Origin of the sequence: Streptococcus sp. oral taxon 431 (assembly GCF_001553685.1) — a bacterium.
GTDB lineage: Bacteria > Bacillota > Bacilli > Lactobacillales > Streptococcaceae > Streptococcus.
Genome location: NZ_CP014264.1, coordinates 368,453 through 385,615, shown reverse-complemented (window position 1 = coordinate 385,615; position 17,163 = coordinate 368,453). Strand labels below are relative to the sequence as shown.

Below are 17,163 nucleotides of genomic sequence, written 5' to 3'. Positions count from 1 at the left end.
GAAGCCACAAAGTGACTTCTTTTAAAGTGACGGTGAATTATTCTTCACCTTTGTTTTTCTTAATGATTTCTTCTTGTACTGACTTAGGTACATCTTCGTAGTGGTCGAATACCATCATGAATGTACCACGTCCTTGAGATGCAGAACGAAGAACTGTTGCGTAACCGAACATTTCAGCAAGTGGAACGTAAGCACGAACGATTTGGCTGTTACCGTGTGCTTCCATACCATCTACACGTCCACGACGAGCAGTTACGTGACCCATAACATCACCAAGGTTTTCTTCTGGAACAGTGATTGTTACAAGCATCATTGGTTCAAGGATAGCTGGTTGTGCAGTCTTAGCAGCTTCTTTAAGTGCAAGAGATGCAGCGATCTTGAAGGCAGTTTCAGATGAGTCGACATCGTGGTATGAACCATCGTAAAGCTTAGCTTTAACGTCAACCATTGGGTAACCAGCAAGAACACCGTTAGCCATAGATTCTACCAAACCTTTTTCAACCGCTGGGATAAATTCACGAGGAACCACACCACCGACGATTGCGTTTTCGAATTCGAATCCTTTTCCTTCTTCGTTTGGAGTAAATTCAATCCATACATCACCGAACTGACCTTTACCACCAGACTGACGTTTGAAGAATCCACGTGCTTGAGTAGAAGCGCGGAATGTTTCACGGTAAGATACTTGAGGAGCACCTACGTTCGCTTCAACTTTGAACTCACGACGCATACGGTCAACAAGGACGTCAAGGTGAAGCTCACCCATACCAGAGATAACTGTTTCACCAGTTTCAACGTTTGTTTCAACGCGGAATGTTGGATCTTCTTCAGCCAATTTTTGAAGGGCGATACCCATCTTGTCTTGGTCTGCTTTAGATTTAGGTTCAACCATCAATTGGATAACTGGTTCTGGAACGTTGATTGACTCAAGGATGATTTTAGCTTTTTCATCTGTCAACGAGTCACCAGTTGTAGTGTCTTTCAAACCAACGGCAGCAGCGATATCACCTGAGTAAACAGTGTCGATTTCTTGACGGCTGTTAGCGTGCATTTGAAGGATACGTCCGATACGTTCACGTTTACCTTTAGAAGTGTTCAATACGTAAGAACCTGATTGAAGAACACCTGAGTAAACACGGAAGAATGTCAAACGACCTACGAATGGGTCAGTCATGATCTTGAAGGCAAGAGCTGCAAATGGCTCTTCATCAGATGCTGGACGAGTTTCTTCTTCATCTGTATCTGGGTTGATACCTTTGATCGCTGGGATGTCAAGTGGGCTTGGAAGGTAGTCGATAACCGCATCAAGCATCAATTGAACACCTTTGTTCTTGAAGGCAGAACCACACAATACTGGGAAGAATTCAACGTTGATAGTCGCTTTACGGATACCAGCTTTCAATTCTTCGTTAGTGATTTCTTCACCTTCGAGGTATTTCATCATCAATTCTTCATCAGTTTCAGCAACTGCTTCGATCAATTTTTCACGGTACTCTTGAGCTTGGTCAAGGTATTCAGCTGGAATATCTTCTTCAAGGATATCTGTACCAAGGTCATTAGTATAGATTTCAGCTTTCATCTTGATCAAGTCGATGATACCACGGAAGTCATCTTCAGCACCGATTGGCAATTGAATTGGGTGTGCATTCGCTTGAAGACGATCGTGAAGTGTGCTTACTGAGTAAAGGAAGTCAGCACCGATTTTATCCATTTTGTTGGCAAATACGATACGAGGAACTCCGTACTCAGTTGCTTGACGCCAAACTGTTTCAGTTTGAGGCTCAACACCTGATTGTGAGTCAAGAACTGTAACCGCACCGTCCAATACACGAAGAGAACGTTGTACTTCGATTGTGAAGTCCACGTGTCCTGGTGTGTCGATGATGTTTACGCGGTGGTTGTTCCATTGAGCTGTTGTCGCAGCAGATGTGATAGTGATACCACGTTCTTGCTCTTGCTCCATCCAGTCCATTTGTGACGCACCTTCGTGAGTTTCACCGATTTTGTGGATTTTACCAGTGTAGTAAAGGATACGCTCAGTTGTAGTTGTTTTACCAGCATCGACGTGAGCCATGATACCGATATTACGAGTTTTTTCAAGTGAAAATTCGCGTGCCATGAGGTTTGTTTCTCCTATATTTTTTATTTCTATTCTATTATAACACGATTTAATAAAAACGGATAGGCAGGACCTACCCGTTCTCAATGTTTTCCTGTTATTGTTGGTTTCAACTTGCGGAATGGTAAGTTGAATTGTACTCGGGCTAAAGTTAATTAGCCGATATTAGCTCAATTGAACCCGGGCTAAAAGCTCAAGTTAACTGATTTGAACCCGAGCGAGGCCCGGTGCAAAAAAGATAAACTGCTTTGTGTTCACGGAACACTGCATCAGTTTCCTATTTTTGCCTTGGGCCTTTTCCGCTCTTGGTATCATTTTATTACCAACGGAAGTGTGCGAAGGCACGGTTAGCTTCAGCCATACGGTGAGTGTCTTCACGTTTCTTAACTGCTGCACCAGTATTGTTAGCAGCATCCAAGATTTCTTTTGCAAGACGGTCTTGCATTGTGTGTTCACCACGAAGGCGAGCGATTGTTACCAACCAACGAAGTCCAAGTGTTGTACGACGTTCTGGACGAACTTCAACTGGGACTTGGTAGTTAGAACCACCAACACGACGTGCACGTACTTCAAGTACAGGCATAATGTTTTCCATAGCTGTTTCAAATACTTCAAGTGCATCGTTACCAGTAACTTCTTTGATTTGTTCAAAAGCACCGTAAACGATTGAAGCAGCTGTACCACGTTTACCGTCAAGCATAACGCGGTTGATAAGACGAGTAACTAATTGTGAATTGTAAAGCGGATCTGGCAATACGTCACGTTTTGGAGCTCTATTTTTACGACTCATTTCTCTTTATCCCCTTTCCTTATGCTTTTTTCGGACGTTTAGTACCGTATTTAGAACGGCCTTGTTTACGATCGTTAACACCTGCAGTATCAAGTGCACCACGGACGATATGGTAACGTACCCCTGGAAGGTCTTTTACACGTCCACCACGAAGAAGCACCACGCTGTGCTCTTGCAAGTTGTGTCCGATACCTGGGATGTAGGCAGTAACTTCGATAAGGTTGCTCAAACGTACACGAGCAAATTTACGAAGGGCAGAGTTAGGTTTTTTAGGTGTCATTGTTCCAACACGAGTTGCAACACCACGTTTTTGTGGTGAAGAAACGTTTGTTTGAACTTTTTTATGACTGTTGTAACCAACGTTCAAAGCTGGTGATTTAGATTTTTCTACTTTTGATTTACGCGGTTTGCGAACCAATTGGTTAATTGTAGGCATCTACATTCTCCTGTGTTTTTTTTATTTTTGGTGATGATACACTTGGTGACAGCTATCATCTGTGTGTACTTTTGCAACATTTGTCAGCACGTCCCTGTACACTCTTGAGAGACCAAAAGTAAAAAGTACCGTCTATTATTGTACCACGTTTTTTCTATTTTTGTCAATATATTTCTTCTTATTTTTTGACTTCTTTGCTCTAAAAATTCTATGAAAACGGTCACCTGCCAGATAGACTCTTCAACCGACCACATAGACAAAGCTTCTTGTAATTGTCAACAAAATGGTGTTTAATAGATTTGTAAGTAAGAGATCTCTATTACAACTTTTACAAAGGAGAAAATATGAAAGTTAGACTTGACATTGATCAACAATACGCCGAAGAACAAATCATCATAGAAGCACCATCTTTGTCACCTAGAGTTCAAAAAGTTCAAGACTTTGTTCAATCACTGGATCAAAACGAAACTCTTAAAGGAAAATTCCAAGACCAGGTCTACTTGATTCAGATTAGTAAGATTCAACGTATATATATTGAAAATCGCAAAGTCTTAGCTGAAACGGATAGCCAAACCTATGCGCTCGACATTCGTCTTTACCAAGCAAGTGAAATTCTACCTGCTTCCTTTATCCAAATTTCCCAATCGGAAATTGTCAACATCGATGCTATTAGTCATCTAAAACTAACCTCTAACGGCTTGATTGAAATCTATCTAAAAAATGACAGTTTCACCTACTCATCTCGCCGTTACCTCAAAGCTATTAAGGAGAAATTAGAACTATGAAAAAACAAATTTTCCACGATGCCGCAACCGGTATCCTCATCGGCCTCATCCTATCCATTATCTTTTCTTTTATCTATTCACCAAGCAACTATGCACCACTTAGCCCCAACTCTTTGATTGGCCAATTCATGATCCAACAACAGGTACATGGCGCTCTAGTTTTGCTCTACTGTTCTATCATCTGGGCAGCTATCGGAGTCCTCTTTAGTTTTGGTAGCCGTCTCTTTGCCAAAGACTGGAGCCTTCTTCGTGCGACTGTCACTCACTTCTTCCTCATGCTATTAGGTTTTGTTCCTCTAGCAATTCTGGCAGGTTGGTTTCCACTTCGCTGGACTTTCATCCTTCAACTCATCCCAGAGTTTGCCATCGTCTATCTCATCATCTGGGCGATTCTCTATAAAAGAGAATCAAAGAAGGTTGCCCACATCAACCAATTATTGGCTCAGAAGAAATAATGCAACAGAAACCCACTCATAGGACTGAGTGGGTTTTTGCTTATAATTTTTGCTTCCATTCTAACAAGAGGTTCATGGCTTGCATCGGTGTCATGTTGTACACATCTACTTTAGCCAATTCTGCTAGGATAGGATTTTCTTCCGCCGAGTCAAATAGGGAAATTTGTTCAGAGACTGCATGTGTTTGTTTCATTGGAGCAGGACTTTCCTGACCTTGACTCTCTAAGTGCGTTAAAATTTCATCTGCTCTTTTCAGCAAGTCTACCGGTAAACCTGCAATCTTAGCTACGTGAATACCGTATGATTTATCAGCTGGTCCTGCTTCGATCTTGTGAAGGAAGGTAACCTGTCCATTTTGCTCAAGTGTAGCCACGTGAACGTTAACCAGATGTCCCAGACTAGTCTCCAAACTAGTCAATTCATGGTAATGAGTCGCAAAGAGAGTCTTGGCTCCGATATGTTCATGAATATACTCGATAATTGCCTGGGCCAAGGCCATGCCATCATAAGTTGCCGTTCCGCGTCCAAGCTCATCAAAGAGAATGAGAGAATTCTCAGTCGCATGCGCAATGGCATTATTGGCTTCCATCATCTCGACCATAAAGGTTGACTGGCCTGAAACCAAGTCATCTGCCGCCCCGATACGGGTAAAAATTGCATCAAAAATTGGTAAATGAGCACGTTCTGCCGGTACATAAGAACCCATCTGAGCCATGACCGCTGTCATAGCTAATTGGCGCATATAGGTTGACTTCCCGCTCATGTTAGGCCCTGTAATCAGTTGGATGCTAGTATCTTCATCCATTTGGATACTATTGGGAATATAGGTTTGGGCTCCCATGACCTTCTCAACGACTGCGTGACGTCCCTTTTGGATGTCAATTCGTGAATCCTCTCCGAACTCTGGCCGAATCAAGTGCTGATTTTCTGCTACCACTGCCAAACCTTGTAAGACATCGACAGTAGCGATTCCTTGGGCTAGGGCTTGCAGGCGTTGAATATACTTCCCAACCTCCTCACGGATCCGCATAAAAATTTCGTACTCTAAGTTTGCTGATTTCTCACGTGCCTCTAGCATTTCTCCCTCGATACGCGCCAACTCCTCTGTCCCAAAACGCTCCGAGTTTTTCAGCGTAGCCTTACGGAAAAAGTGGGCTGGTACGTTACCAAGCTGCGAATTGGTCACATGGAAATAGTAGCCGTCTTTTTTATTGTAGTCAATCTTGAGCGTACTGATGCCAGAGTTTTCTCTTTCCTTGGCCTCAATCTCAGCAATCCAGCTGGTTCCCTCTCTCAGCACACGACGATACTTATCCAAGGTCTCATCAAAGCCAGTCCGAATAATACCACCTTCGGTAATCACGTGAGGAGCCTCAGGAGCAATGGCTGCGCTAATAAGACTTTCCAACTCAGGAATAGCATCTAATTGTTCAATCAGATAGGCAAGAGCTGGTTGCTCCATTCCTTCTAAAATTGCTCGAATTCGTGGAACACTTCTCAGAGTAGTCGCTAATTGTAAGAGGTCTTTAGGATTGCTTTTCCCAAAAGAAACACGACTAGCCAGGCGCTCAATATCGTAGACTCCCTTAAGGCTTTCCGTCAAATCACTGCGTTCAAAGAAATAATCCAGAAAGACCTGTACAACCTCCTGACGTTCAAGGATACGATCCTTGTCAATCAAGGGACGGTGGATCCAAGAGCGCAAAAGACGCATTCCCATGGCAGTCTTAGTTTCATCTAGCAACCAGAAAAGACTCCCTTGTTTCTTGCCAGAACGAGCATTTTCTACTAGATCTAAACTAGCCTTGGTTGCATAATCCATCTGCAAGAAATCCTTAATTTCATAACGGACAACTGGCTTCAAGTGATTCAACTCTCTCATCTGAGTCCGATGAACGTACTGAAGAAGCTTACTGCTGGCAGCTTGTTCAATAGGCGCCAAGCGTGGATCCAACAGATGTATGTCTTCAAATGATTCTTTCTCATAAGAAAGCACCAAATTCATTTGACGGCTGAGAATCTGTTCTTCCTCTTCAGTTAAGGCATAGCCGATGACAACTTCTCTTGCCTTAAGATTTCGGATTTCACCACAGACCAGGGTAAAATCCAATAAACCTGTCACATAGAAATCACCCGTCACTAAGTCCATGTATGCCAAACCAAATTGCTGACCGTCACGGTCGATAGCCACCAAAAAGTTGTTTTGACTATCTGGTTTACTACTATCGACGACTGTACCAGGGGTAATCACCTGCACAACCTCGCGCTTAACAACCCCTACTGCCTGCTTAGGATCCTCCATCTGCTCAGCAATGGCAACCTTGTAGCCACGCTCCACTAGGACATCAATATACTGTTGTGCTGAGTGATAAGGAACTCCAGCCATGGGAATAGGATTGTCAGCATTCTTATTGCGACTGGTTAGTGAGATTTCTAGTATCTGGGCAGCATTGACTGCATCTTCGTAAAATAACTCATAAAAATCACCCATACGAAAGAGCAAAAAAGCATCTGGATATTGTTTTTTTATATCCACATACTGTTGCATGCCAGGTGATAATTTTTCTGTCATCATCCATTCTCTCCTTGTTAAAAATAGAGAGTGGGACAGAAATCGGTAATTCGTTAGAATTCGATTTCGTCGTCCCACCTCCGCACAGTTGAGTAGGGCTGTAAAAGCTGATGAAATCAGCGTAGTAGAGCCCACTCAACCACTGCGTCTTGCTCGACAATCCAAAGACAATTGAGAGGCTAGGACTTTTGTCCCAACCTCCTTATCTATCCTTCATCAAATCTAACAAACGATCTTCCATGAGTTTAGCAACATGCTGATCTCGGCAGATTACCAAGAGAGTATTGGCACCCGCAACTGTTCCTAAAATCCATTCATCCTTGTTGGCATCGACAACATTGGCTAAAACTGCGGCTTCACCCAATTTAGTGTGCAAAACTAAGGTAAACTCAGCTCTTGCTACACCTTCCAAATGATGGGACAAGAACTCAACCAGGTCAATCTTCTCTGTCTCATTTGCTAGTACATAGTAAACCTTATCATTTTTCTTAACCTTGGTCAAGCCCAGTTCGCGGAGGTCACGCGACAAGGTCGTTTGCGTCACAAAAACATTGCGTGCTTCCAACCGATCCTGGATCTCTTTTTGAGTCCCTAATTTTTCCTCAGTGATCATCTGCTTGATCAACTGATGACGTTCTCTTTTTCTCATAACATCCTCTCGAGTGAATATTTATAACATTTTACAACTATTTAATAAGAACATTATACCAAAAAAACTGAATATTTCAAAAAAATTCTTATCATTCCTCAAAATTGTGATAAAATAGAAGAAAAGTCCAAAGGAGTTTATAATGAATACAAAACAATTGATTGCTAGCGAATTGGCTAGCGTCATTGACAGCCTGGATCAAGAGGCTATTTTAAATTTACTAGAACAACCCAAAAACTCTGACATGGGAGACATCGCCTTCCCTGCCTTTACTCTAGCAAAAGTTGAGAGAAAAGCTCCACAAATGATCGCAGCAGATATCGCTGAAAAAATCAATAGCCAAGCCTTTGAAAAAGTCGTTGCTACTGGACCTTATGTTAACTTCTTCCTTGATAAAAATGCCATTTCTGCTCAAGTATTACATGCTGTTATCACTGAAAAAGAACACTATGCTGACCAAAATATTGGTAAACAAGAAAATGTTGTTATCGACATGTCTAGTCCCAATATTGCTAAGCCATTCTCTATTGGTCACCTGCGCTCAACTGTTATCGGAGATAGCTTGTCACATATTTTCCAAAAAATCGGTTATCAAACGGTCAAGGTCAACCATTTGGGAGACTGGGGTAAACAGTTTGGGATGCTAATCGTTGCCTACAAAAAATGGGGCGACGAAGAAGCTGTAAAAGCTCATCCGATTGATGAACTTCTTAAACTCTACGTTCGCATCAATGCTGAAGCTGAAAATGACCCTAGCTTGGATGAAGAAGCACGCGAATGGTTCCGTAAACTTGAAAATGGAGACGAGGAAGCTCTCGCACTTTGGCAATGGTTCCGTGATGAAAGTTTGGTGGAATTTAACCGCCTTTATAATGAATTGAAGGTTGAATTCGACAGCTACAACGGGGAAGCCTTCTACAATGACAAGATGGATGCAGTTGTAGATATCCTTTCTGAAAAAGGACTTTTGGTCGAATCAGAAGGTGCCCAAGTTGTTAATCTTGAAAAATATGGAATTGAACACCCAGCTCTTATCAAGAAATCTGACGGTGCAACTCTCTACATCACACGTGACTTGGCCGCTGCCCTTTACCGTAAAAACGAATACCAATTTGCCAAATCGATCTATGTCGTTGGTCAAGAACAATCTGCTCACTTTAAACAACTCAAGGCCGTCTTGCAAGAGATGGGTTACGATTGGAGTCAAGATATTGTCCATGTTCCTTTTGGATTGGTAACAAAAGAAGGCAAGAAACTCTCTACTCGTAAAGGGAACGTTATCTTACTAGAGCCTACTGTCGCAGAAGCCATCAGCCGTGCCAAAGCGCAAATCGAAGCCAAAAATCCGGAACTTGAAAATAAAGACCAGGTTGCTCATGCTGTTGGAGTTGGAGCCATTAAATTCTATGACCTTAAAACTGACCGTACAAATGGATACGACTTCGACCTTGAAGCTATGGTATCCTTTGAAGGTGAGACTGGTCCTTATGTTCAATACGCCTATGCTCGTATCCAATCTATCTTACGCAAAGCGGATTTCAAACCAGAAACAGCTGCCAACTATAGCTTGAATGATCCTGAAAGCTGGGAAATCATTAAACTCATCCAAGATTTCCCACGTATTATCAACCGTGCGGCGGATAACTTTGAACCTTCTATCATTGCTAAATTTGCAATTAGCTTAGCGCAAGCCTTTAATAAATATTACGCTCACACTCGCATCTTGGATGAAAGTCCAGAACGCGACAGTCGTTTAGCCCTCAGCTATGCAACTGCAGTTGTCCTCAAAGAAGCCCTTCGTTTGTTGGGTGTAGAAGCACCAGAGAAGATGTAAATCGCCAAAGTTACTTGATTGCGAAGCAATCTAAGTAACTAACGCCAAATCCTATAAGGGATTTGGCTAGGCGCTTCACTAGTCTTTCGATAGAAATATGATCGATTTCTACCGAAAGACGTCGTAATCTTAAAGTTACTGGAACTAAAGTTCCTAATTGTTGGACGCTAGCCGCTTTTATGCGGACTAGCTAACTGCTTCACTAGTCATGGTTCCTAAATTAATCGATTTAGAGGGCCACGACGTCGTAAATGAGGCGAATTGCCTAAACGCTTCACTAATTCACCTAACCAAATAATATCGATTTGGTTAGGCTCATGTCGTAGACTTTTAATCACTTTATTGTAAAGCAGTCTAAATAACTAACGCCAAATCCTATAGGGGTTTTGGCTCGGCGCTTCACTAGTCTTTCGATAGAAATATTATCGATTTCTACCGAAAGACGTCGTAATCTTAAAGTTACTGGAACTAAAGTTCCTAGTCTCTTGACGGCAATCGCTATATGGTGAATTGCCTAAACACTTTACTAGAATGACTTGAAAAGCGGAGACTCTTCGCTTTTCTCTTGCTATTCATTTCTTTATCACTTAGGGAGAATTTTTATGAGCCAATACGCTTATATCTTAGTTGTTATTAGTCTTCTTTTTCTCTTTCTTGTCAACAAATATGAAAAAGAGAAACTTCAAAGACTGCTTCAGGACCAACTATTGAAAGATCAAGATTTTCGTGCAACTATCAAAGAAAAAATCCAAACGATAGAAAATATCAACGATGTCATTGATTACGTGAATAAAGGCTACCGTTTAGGGATCCCCATTTCAAAAGAAATCGTTGACGAAATTCGCAACTAACAAAAAGACTCGAGATGCATTTCTCGAGTCTTTTTATTTATTTCTGACAGCTAAGATTTCTACCAGGATAACAATCCCTAAGGATACCATGGTTCCAAATGGTGCTGCATTTTCATCAAAAATTTTCTCAGAGAACCGTAGCAGAGCAATCGCTAATAGTAGCAAAGCACTGCATAGCATAATATCCTTGAAGCTTGGTTTGCGTTTTATATACTTTAAAAATGATTTCTGTAGTTTACTCATTTCGATTGTCCCCTTTGAAGTAAATCCTTTATCCATAGAATAAAACTCTTCCTCAGAAAATCTAGCCTCTTACAAAGCTTCTAATTCATAGAGTTCTGCAATAATCCCTGCGACCTTCTTGATATCTCCCAGCATTCCACGCATCTCAAAGTCAGCTAGAACGGGGAAACCAAAGCGCTGGCTGTATTGTTTAGCCGTCAAACAGTATTGGTTGTTAAAATTACGATTGCCTGATCCTACGACACCAAAACACTTACTGGCATTGTCTCCATAGGCGATAAAATCACCTACTGGAGTAGTCAAAATCTCCACATCTCCATTGTCAACACCATTGCCACCTTCTAGATAAGTTGGTAGGAAGGCAACATAGGGATTGGCCATCTCAAAGAAGGTCTCTCCTTCCTTGACTAGGTCTTTAATATGAATTTTTTCTACTTCAATGTTCTCATACTGTTCTAATAGGTAAGCCTTCAATCGTGTTACGAAACTCTCCGTATTTCCACTCAGACTGATGTAGACCAAGGAAATTTTTTTCATTTTCTCCTCCTTTTTTGAATCATAAAAAATAACTACCAAGATTGTATCTTGATAGTTATGCTTTGTCAACTCTTAGGCTAGTTCTTCCTCTTCTTGAGTTTCTGTTAATTCTTTTTGCTGACGCCACATTTTATAGAAGACGATTGCTAGGAAGATAACATTGAGTACGATCCCCAAAATAGCTGAACCTTTGGCACCAAGCTCCGCTCCCATACGGATGTTAGGGTCTGTAAAAAGTGAAACCGCATCCTGAACGCCGATAAAGTTGTAGATAGAACCAACGATGGCAACGAAGACATAAGCAAGATAAGTGTAGTTAGCCAATTGAAGGTTTTTACGAATAAGGAAAACCAAAGCCACAACAACTAGAATAACAGATAAGACAACCAAGAGAATGCTGAAGATTGAATGACCATGCTCCGATACCTTAATGGTGTAAGCAACGAGCTCCTTAGCATAAGTAGCATTAACACCTGATGCTGATGTTTCTAGATTGTTCATACCCTCCGCAGTAGGTACTGGAGATATGATTCCAAATAGCGACATTGCTGAGAGTAAGGCTGAAAAAATCAGTAATACCCATAGATAGATTGGTTTCTTTTTCATCAAAGCAACCCCCTTATATTTTTTTAGTTTATTATAGCATATTTTAACAAGCAAAACAAATCCTACAAGTTCGTTTCCACCTGTTTACGGTAGGCTTTAGGAGACTTCCCACATAGTTTTCGAAAGACCTTATAGAAATAACCAACATTACTGTAACCAACCGTATAGCAAATATCCTCAATACTATCATTAGTAGATAGCAAGAGCTGCTGAGCTGCCTTGATACGTTGCTTATTGAGAAGCTCAGCAAAGGTGGAATTGGTTTCCTTCTTGATCAACTGCCCCAAATAAACGGGATTGATAAAGAGATCCCTGCTGATATCCTTGAGAGAAAGCTCTTTTTTGTAGTCTCTACCAATAACTTCAAGCACACTGACTACATTTTCATTCATGCGGTATTGACCAAAGAAGGATGTCAATGTTTCCTTAGTATAAGCGACTAAATCCTCAAAAGTTGTAATGGCATGAATGTTCTTGACAATATCTGTCATATCGTCTGCTTTCAAATGTTCAAAAAGATGGAAAACATCCATGACAAACTGGGTAAAGAGCTGCTTGGTAATGGAAACCCTCGGTGTGTTTTCTAAGACAATCTTCTCAAGTAAGGTCAACTCCTCGATAATCTGCTGGAGATTTCCTTGGATGATCACTCGATAGATGGGCTCGTAATAAGAAAAGAGACTTTCAGACTGATTTAAATTGACCGATCCATAAAAGAGAGTCTTTTCAATATCACGCTTCCATTTTTCAAAGTTGGATTGATAAGGTGCTTCAAAAGGCATGACCAACAAGCCCTCAAATTCCTGATCAGCAAGGACGATCTGCCAGTCTTGACCTAGAACGTAGTAAGGAATGACAAAATTTCCTTGTTTTTCTTTTGAAAGTCCAATCCACCAGTTTTCTTTTTGGTTGAGATGAGTCTTGAAGGCTTCCTCATCGAGTTGCTGACTCAATATTTCGGGCTCATGAGATTTTTCACCAAGCTGACTGGCAATTTTTTCAAGCAAGTGTTCAAGCTCAACCTTATCGACTGGTTTGACCAGATAATCAACGACATTGAGATTCATGGCTTTTTTGACATAGTCAAATTCTTGGTAGCCTGAAAGGAGGATATAGTAAGCATTTGGCAACAACTCCTTCATCTCCCCAATCATTTCAAGCCCTGTCTTGTCAGGCATATTGACATCTGAAATAACAATATCGACAGGATGTTCTCGAACGTAGTCCAGAGCATCGTCAGCATGATTGGCTGTTGCAACGACTTCCATATCCCACTTATCAAAAGGAATCAAACGTTTGAGACCTTCTGTAATCATGTACTCATCGTCCACTAAAAGTACTTTATACATCTTTATCCTTTCTCTTCATTTTGAATGGTAATTCGATAGCGAACACCTTCTTTTTCAACAGATTCTACACTGATATCATACCGGTCACCAAAGTAGAGCACAAAGCGCTCATGCACATTGACAATCCCAATGGACTGCCGTTTCCCACTATAATCCACTGTATGTTCAAAGGTTCTTTGAGCTAATTTGTCCTGGAGCTCTGCTAATTTTTCGGCAGGCATTCCACGCCCATTATCGGTTACCAAAATCTCAACATAGCCTTCTTTTTTCAAGGCCTTGATACTAATCACATTATCTGTACGTCGATAATCAACTCCATGAGCAAAATAATTCTCCACCAAGGGTTGGAGGGTGAATTTTGGAATGCGCATTTCTTCCAAGCCAGGGTCGATCTTAAATCCGTAAGCAATGGATTTTGGATATCGAACCATACAGAGATAACTGTACTTCCGACAAAACTCCACTTCTTGCTTTAATGTTGTTTCTCGCTCATCAGAGATGTTGTTGCGAAGGAGACTACTGAATTCGTAGATAATATCCGCTAGTTCATTTTGGTTTTCCATGACCGCGTACATCCGTATAAACTCGAGGGTATTGTACATGAAATGTGGATTTATCTGAGCTTGTAGAGCGCGCATATGGGCATCTTTTTGACTCAGTTCAAGCTGGTAAATATCATGGATATTTCTCTCCAATCGGTCCAACATATCATTTGTCGTCTCAGCGATTACAAGCAATTCCTGGTCTTTTTTCGTGAGATCAATTCTTTTTCCCTGCTCCCCTTGCGCAATATCATGGATTGTTTCCACTAGGTCAACAACCTGTGTTTGATACTTCGAAAATGTTTTTTTCAAGGTTACATATAAAATAACGATAAAGAGAAGACTCAAAGCAAGAATAAAGACAGAACTAGAGATACTACCACTAAGGACATAACCTCGCGGAACAGCAACCTGAACCTGATAACCATGAGCAGTCTCATCTTGCAACCATTCCTCTCGATCACTTTTTTCACCTTGGTGAAACATTTCCGTTTCAAAAGGAGAGGTGATGCTCACAGCAATTGGGATATTTCCTCTGGTATTGTCAATAGCCTTATAAAAAACATCGGAAGATACAGAAACATAAATAACTCCAAGAGCTTGATCCGATACTGGATCGGATACGGGAACGGCAAAACTATTAGCATCTGGCTTAAAGGCGTCTGCAGAAACCTTGTAACCACTACGATTGTCCCTAGTCGAAACATAAACTTCTGTCGAGTCTTGCAAGACAATGGCTACACCCGTTACAAAATCATTGCGCACATAAAGGTCATCGATATTTTCATAAATGGATACAGAAATATAGGGTGATGCCTTACGTTCCAGTTGCCAGTAAAAATAATCCGGTGTACTAAGGCTAAAATACTTATAAATTCCCTCGATTCGCGCTTGATTATCTACTAAACTTTGGGCTGAACGCGCTGATTCTCGATAGTAATACTCAACCTCACTCACTGTCCGAGTCAAAACCCGCTGGGAAACCTGTCTTGCTTCTTTTTCGCGACTATCCCAGTTCACATAGGAAATCAACAGGGCAAAACTAGCAATGATGACAATCATCACCCAAGTATAGGTTCGAAGGAGCGAATGAAGCCAAAACTGTTTCATTCTATTTGGACGCCAATTTTTCATGAATGTTTTCATAAACAGGCTCCAATAAATCACTAATAAAGAAATGCCACATACCAATCCCTACAAAAATGATAAGGGCTGGCATATAGAAGCCAATGATGGCTAACAAGACGCTACCAAGAAGAACCTTGGCCACTGCTGACAAGCTCATAAAAATTCCGATAAAGGCAAGCTTTAAGGTATTTTGATAGGATAAGTCAAAATAAACTTGCAATTTTAGAGAAACTGTATAGGCCAAAAATACCAAGGCTACCAGAAAGATATTTAAAAATGTTGCTGCCAAGTGGATAATGGTCTGATGCGGCAATTGGATCATGAGATACAACCCATAAATCAAGATCAAGTCAAGTCCCATAAAGGTGTAGAAACTGAGATTGCTTTTAACAAAATTGCTCTTAAATAAAGCCCATGCTTCCTTGAAACGATAAGCACGGTAAGAATAGCCGTGTTCTGCAAATAAACTCATGAGAGTCGCACTAGCTGGCGCTATACCAAAAACCACACCTCCTGCTAGTGTCAATAACCAAAAATAAACCGTTGCAATCATCCCCAAAAAGAAACGATGAAAGACTAGCTCAATAAAATTTCCCACAGTTTGCCTCCAAAAAAATAATCTAGAACTATTATAACATATTTCAAGCGCTCTCAAAAATAGGAGGAAAGAAAAGGCAGTGAGAGTTGAACCTGCTACCTTTTAGAAGCAAGTTCGGAGCAGGTATCCATCCTTGTCAAATGGCCAAATGTTAGTTTATAAAGGATAAATATAATTGTTTAATAATGTTATTTGTGCTATAATAAATATAGATAGTGATACCGATCAATGACCAAAGGAGTTTTCAGAAAAGATAAACATATTTGCAGATTAAATACTTACTATTCAACTTATTTACTGGATTAACAAAATAACGAAAGGAGTATGAATCATGACTTTAAGAACTACTTTGTTTTGTGTTGCGCTTGTATTGACTCTTTTCTCTGATAAATTGTTCAAACAACAATATGTAAAAATCGTAAAAATAATTTGCGCTATAATCTTATTAGTCGCTTCATTATCATATCTGTTCTAAGTTATTTTAAGAATACAGGAATTTGTTTGTCCTGTATTCTTTTTTTCTCTATAAAACGTGCATTGATAAAAACGAATAACAAAAACACCCCCTAACTGGGAGTGTTTTTGAGAAAAATAGAAAGATTACCTAAATTTAATTATTTAGCATCATCTTTATGAAGCATGTTTTTTACACCTTCAACGACACCTTCTACAGCATCTTTTGCATCTTCAGCGACTTCTTTAACTTTAGAAACAACTTTTTCAGCAGCTCCTTCGCTTTCAAGTTCTTTGTCGCCGATCAATTTGCCAACGCCTTCTTTAACAGATCCTGCTGCTTGATTGAATTTTTCTTCTGTAGACATAAGTATGTCCTCCTTTTATTTTTTTCTAAATTAGTAATTATTGAACACGTGGTTCTGCTTTGGCTGCAGCGTCTTTAACAGTTTCAACACCTTGGCCAACTTTTTCTTGAACGAACTCAGCGCCTTCGCCAAGTTTTTCTTGTGCTACTGCAACACCTGAACCGATACCAGATTTCACTCTAGACAATTGTTCTGACGCGAACTCGCCTGTTGATTCTGCCACGTCAGTTACACGATCTTGAAGGCTAACTGAGTCTGTTTCATGTTGTTCTTTAGTTTTGATGTCAACAACATTAACGTTAACTTCAACTACTTCTAAATCAGTCATTTTCGCAACTTCTGATACGATAACGTCTTTGATTTCCTTGTATAGAGTTGGAACGTTTTTTCTGTACTCTACGATAACGTTCAAGTCAACTGCTACTTGTTCTTTACCAACTTCAACGTTAACACCGTGTGTTACATCGTTAGTATTAACAAGTTTTTCTGTAAGATTTGAGAAAAATCCGCCATCAACATGTAATAGTCCTGGAACTCTATCTAGTGAAAGGCCGATAATTTTTTGAATAACTTTATCTTCGTAAGTTAATTCTCCTCGAACATCTTTAGAAACAACATCTTGTTTTTCATTTGCATTTTTTTCTACGTTTGACATATGAAACTCCTTTATTTATTTAAATAATTCTTCTGTACATAGTATCCCAACCAAATTCCTAAAGCTCCACAAATTAAAACAAACATCGTTTTAAAGAAACCAAAGGATAGGATGAAGCAAGCTAGAATAATACCTACTACACCACATAGAATTGGGTATTGATATTTTTTAAACCATTCCATTTTTTACTTCC

At 40.4% G+C, this 17,163-nt stretch carries 18 protein-coding genes; 4 read left to right on the top strand and 14 right to left on the bottom strand.

The genetic code is table 11. The features are described from left to right. Window positions 1–37: 37 nt before the first annotated feature. The 3 genes from fusA to rpsL all read right to left on the bottom strand — a co-directional run bounded on the left by fusA (window position 38) and on the right by rpsL (window position 3,345). The gene (gene fusA / locus AXE83_RS01880; protein WP_000090332.1) at window positions 38–2,119 is read right to left on the bottom strand and encodes an elongation factor G; all 2,082 of its coding nucleotides are present in this window, start codon (window positions 2,117–2,119) and stop codon (window positions 38–40) included. Window positions 2,120–2,438: 319 nt separating this feature from the next. Continuing rightward, window positions 2,439–2,909: a 30S ribosomal protein S7 gene (gene rpsG / locus AXE83_RS01875; protein WP_000087876.1), complete on the bottom strand. Its 471-nt coding sequence runs from the start codon at window positions 2,907–2,909 to the stop codon at window positions 2,439–2,441. Window positions 2,910–2,928: 19 nt separating this feature from the next. Beyond that, entirely contained in the window at window positions 2,929–3,345 is a 417-nt protein-coding gene (gene rpsL, locus AXE83_RS01870) for a 30S ribosomal protein S12 (protein ID WP_001142333.1), read from the bottom strand. Between the two features lie 344 nt (window positions 3,346–3,689). Here rpsL and AXE83_RS01865 point away from each other — a divergent pair, with 344 nt between their 5' ends. Beyond that, window positions 3,690–4,130, top strand: coding sequence for a LytTR family DNA-binding domain-containing protein (locus tag AXE83_RS01865; protein WP_060955207.1), 441 nt, complete (start codon window positions 3,690–3,692; stop codon window positions 4,128–4,130). Continuing rightward, window positions 4,127–4,585 carry a DUF3021 domain-containing protein gene (locus tag AXE83_RS01860; protein ID WP_060955206.1) on the top strand — a complete coding sequence of 153 codons (459 nt, stop codon included), beginning with the start codon at window positions 4,127–4,129 and terminating at the stop codon, window positions 4,583–4,585. The genes AXE83_RS01865 and AXE83_RS01860 overlap by 4 nt, the downstream gene beginning before the upstream one ends. 40 nt (window positions 4,586–4,625) lie before the next feature. Here AXE83_RS01860 and mutS read toward each other — a convergent pair whose 3' ends face one another. Together mutS and argR are read right to left on the bottom strand one after the other, a co-directional pair. Beyond that, complete coding sequence (mutS, locus tag AXE83_RS01855; protein ID WP_060955205.1) at window positions 4,626–7,160, bottom strand: DNA mismatch repair protein MutS; 2,535 nt, start codon at window positions 7,158–7,160, stop codon at window positions 4,626–4,628. Between the two features lie 199 nt (window positions 7,161–7,359). Next, window positions 7,360–7,806: an arginine repressor gene (argR, locus tag AXE83_RS01850; RefSeq protein ID WP_001231485.1), complete on the bottom strand. Its 447-nt coding sequence runs from the start codon at window positions 7,804–7,806 to the stop codon at window positions 7,360–7,362. A gap of 142 nt (window positions 7,807–7,948) precedes the next feature. On the opposite strand from argR, the gene argS reads away from it, so the two are divergent. Together argS and AXE83_RS01840 are read left to right on the top strand one after the other, a co-directional pair. Further along, window positions 7,949–9,640, top strand: coding sequence for an arginine--tRNA ligase (argS, locus tag AXE83_RS01845; protein WP_060955204.1), 1,692 nt, complete (start codon window positions 7,949–7,951; stop codon window positions 9,638–9,640). Between the two features lie 602 nt (window positions 9,641–10,242). Beyond that, window positions 10,243–10,491, top strand: a complete 249-nt coding sequence (locus AXE83_RS01840) for a hypothetical protein (RefSeq protein ID WP_006146258.1) — start codon at window positions 10,243–10,245, stop codon at window positions 10,489–10,491. A gap of 33 nt (window positions 10,492–10,524) precedes the next feature. Here AXE83_RS01840 and AXE83_RS01835 read toward each other — a convergent pair whose 3' ends face one another. From AXE83_RS01835 to AXE83_RS01795, 9 genes are all read right to left on the bottom strand, one after another. Continuing rightward, the gene (locus tag AXE83_RS01835) at window positions 10,525–10,734 is read right to left on the bottom strand and encodes a hypothetical protein (protein WP_060956354.1); all 210 of its coding nucleotides are present in this window, start codon (window positions 10,732–10,734) and stop codon (window positions 10,525–10,527) included. A gap of 69 nt (window positions 10,735–10,803) precedes the next feature. Beyond that, window positions 10,804–11,271: a class Ib ribonucleoside-diphosphate reductase assembly flavoprotein NrdI gene (gene nrdI / locus AXE83_RS01830; protein WP_060955203.1), complete on the bottom strand. Its 468-nt coding sequence runs from the start codon at window positions 11,269–11,271 to the stop codon at window positions 10,804–10,806. Window positions 11,272–11,343: 72 nt separating this feature from the next. Next, on the bottom strand, window positions 11,344–11,877 hold the full coding sequence (locus AXE83_RS01825; protein ID WP_060955202.1) for an ABC transporter permease: 534 nt from the start codon (window positions 11,875–11,877) through the stop codon (window positions 11,344–11,346). Window positions 11,878–11,939: 62 nt separating this feature from the next. Beyond that, window positions 11,940–13,226, bottom strand: a complete 1,287-nt coding sequence (locus tag AXE83_RS01820; RefSeq protein ID WP_060955201.1) for a response regulator transcription factor — start codon at window positions 13,224–13,226, stop codon at window positions 11,940–11,942. 2 nt (window positions 13,227–13,228) lie between these two features. After that, window positions 13,229–14,902 (bottom strand): sensor histidine kinase, encoded by a 1,674-nt coding sequence (locus AXE83_RS01815; protein ID WP_083501019.1) that lies wholly within the window; start codon window positions 14,900–14,902, stop codon window positions 13,229–13,231. Further along, window positions 14,880–15,494, bottom strand: a complete 615-nt coding sequence (locus AXE83_RS01810) for a YesL family protein (RefSeq protein ID WP_060955200.1) — start codon at window positions 15,492–15,494, stop codon at window positions 14,880–14,882. The genes AXE83_RS01815 and AXE83_RS01810 overlap by 23 nt, the downstream gene beginning before the upstream one ends. 614 nt (window positions 15,495–16,108) lie before the next feature. Next, the gene (locus AXE83_RS01805) at window positions 16,109–16,315 is read right to left on the bottom strand and encodes a CsbD family protein (protein ID WP_060955199.1); all 207 of its coding nucleotides are present in this window, start codon (window positions 16,313–16,315) and stop codon (window positions 16,109–16,111) included. A gap of 37 nt (window positions 16,316–16,352) precedes the next feature. Further along, window positions 16,353–16,970 carry an Asp23/Gls24 family envelope stress response protein gene (locus tag AXE83_RS01800; RefSeq protein WP_060955198.1) on the bottom strand — a complete coding sequence of 206 codons (618 nt, stop codon included), beginning with the start codon at window positions 16,968–16,970 and terminating at the stop codon, window positions 16,353–16,355. An 11-nt stretch (window positions 16,971–16,981) separates the two neighbouring features. After that, entirely contained in the window at window positions 16,982–17,152 is a 171-nt protein-coding gene (locus AXE83_RS01795; protein ID WP_060955197.1) for a DUF2273 domain-containing protein, read from the bottom strand. Window positions 17,153–17,163 lie beyond the last annotated feature (11 nt).

Coding starts and splice junctions, on each gene's coding strand:
- AXE83_RS01800 (WP_060955198.1), bottom strand. CDS start 16,970: ATGTCAAACGTAGAAAAAAATGCAAATGAAAAACAAGATGTTGTTTCT.
- rpsG (WP_000087876.1), bottom strand. CDS start 2,909: ATGAGTCGTAAAAATAGAGCTCCAAAACGTGACGTATTGCCAGATCCG.
- AXE83_RS01815 (WP_083501019.1), bottom strand. CDS start 14,902: ATGAAAAATTGGCGTCCAAATAGAATGAAACAGTTTTGGCTTCATTCG.
- rpsL (WP_001142333.1), bottom strand. CDS start 3,345: ATGCCTACAATTAACCAATTGGTTCGCAAACCGCGTAAATCAAAAGTA.
- AXE83_RS01860 (WP_060955206.1), top strand. CDS start 4,127: ATGAAAAAACAAATTTTCCACGATGCCGCAACCGGTATCCTCATCGGC.
- mutS (WP_060955205.1), bottom strand. CDS start 7,160: ATGATGACAGAAAAATTATCACCTGGCATGCAACAGTATGTGGATATA.
- AXE83_RS01820 (WP_060955201.1), bottom strand. CDS start 13,226: ATGTATAAAGTACTTTTAGTGGACGATGAGTACATGATTACAGAAGGT.
- AXE83_RS01840 (WP_006146258.1), top strand. CDS start 10,243: ATGAGCCAATACGCTTATATCTTAGTTGTTATTAGTCTTCTTTTTCTC.
- nrdI (WP_060955203.1), bottom strand. CDS start 11,271: ATGAAAAAAATTTCCTTGGTCTACATCAGTCTGAGTGGAAATACGGAG.
- AXE83_RS01835 (WP_060956354.1), bottom strand. CDS start 10,734: ATGAGTAAACTACAGAAATCATTTTTAAAGTATATAAAACGCAAACCA.
- AXE83_RS01865 (WP_060955207.1), top strand. CDS start 3,690: ATGAAAGTTAGACTTGACATTGATCAACAATACGCCGAAGAACAAATC.
- AXE83_RS01805 (WP_060955199.1), bottom strand. CDS start 16,315: ATGTCTACAGAAGAAAAATTCAATCAAGCAGCAGGATCTGTTAAAGAA.
- AXE83_RS01825 (WP_060955202.1), bottom strand. CDS start 11,877: ATGAAAAAGAAACCAATCTATCTATGGGTATTACTGATTTTTTCAGCC.
- argR (WP_001231485.1), bottom strand. CDS start 7,806: ATGAGAAAAAGAGAACGTCATCAGTTGATCAAGCAGATGATCACTGAG.
- fusA (WP_000090332.1), bottom strand. CDS start 2,119: ATGGCACGCGAATTTTCACTTGAAAAAACTCGTAATATCGGTATCATG.
- argS (WP_060955204.1), top strand. CDS start 7,949: ATGAATACAAAACAATTGATTGCTAGCGAATTGGCTAGCGTCATTGAC.
- AXE83_RS01795 (WP_060955197.1), bottom strand. CDS start 17,152: ATGGAATGGTTTAAAAAATATCAATACCCAATTCTATGTGGTGTAGTA.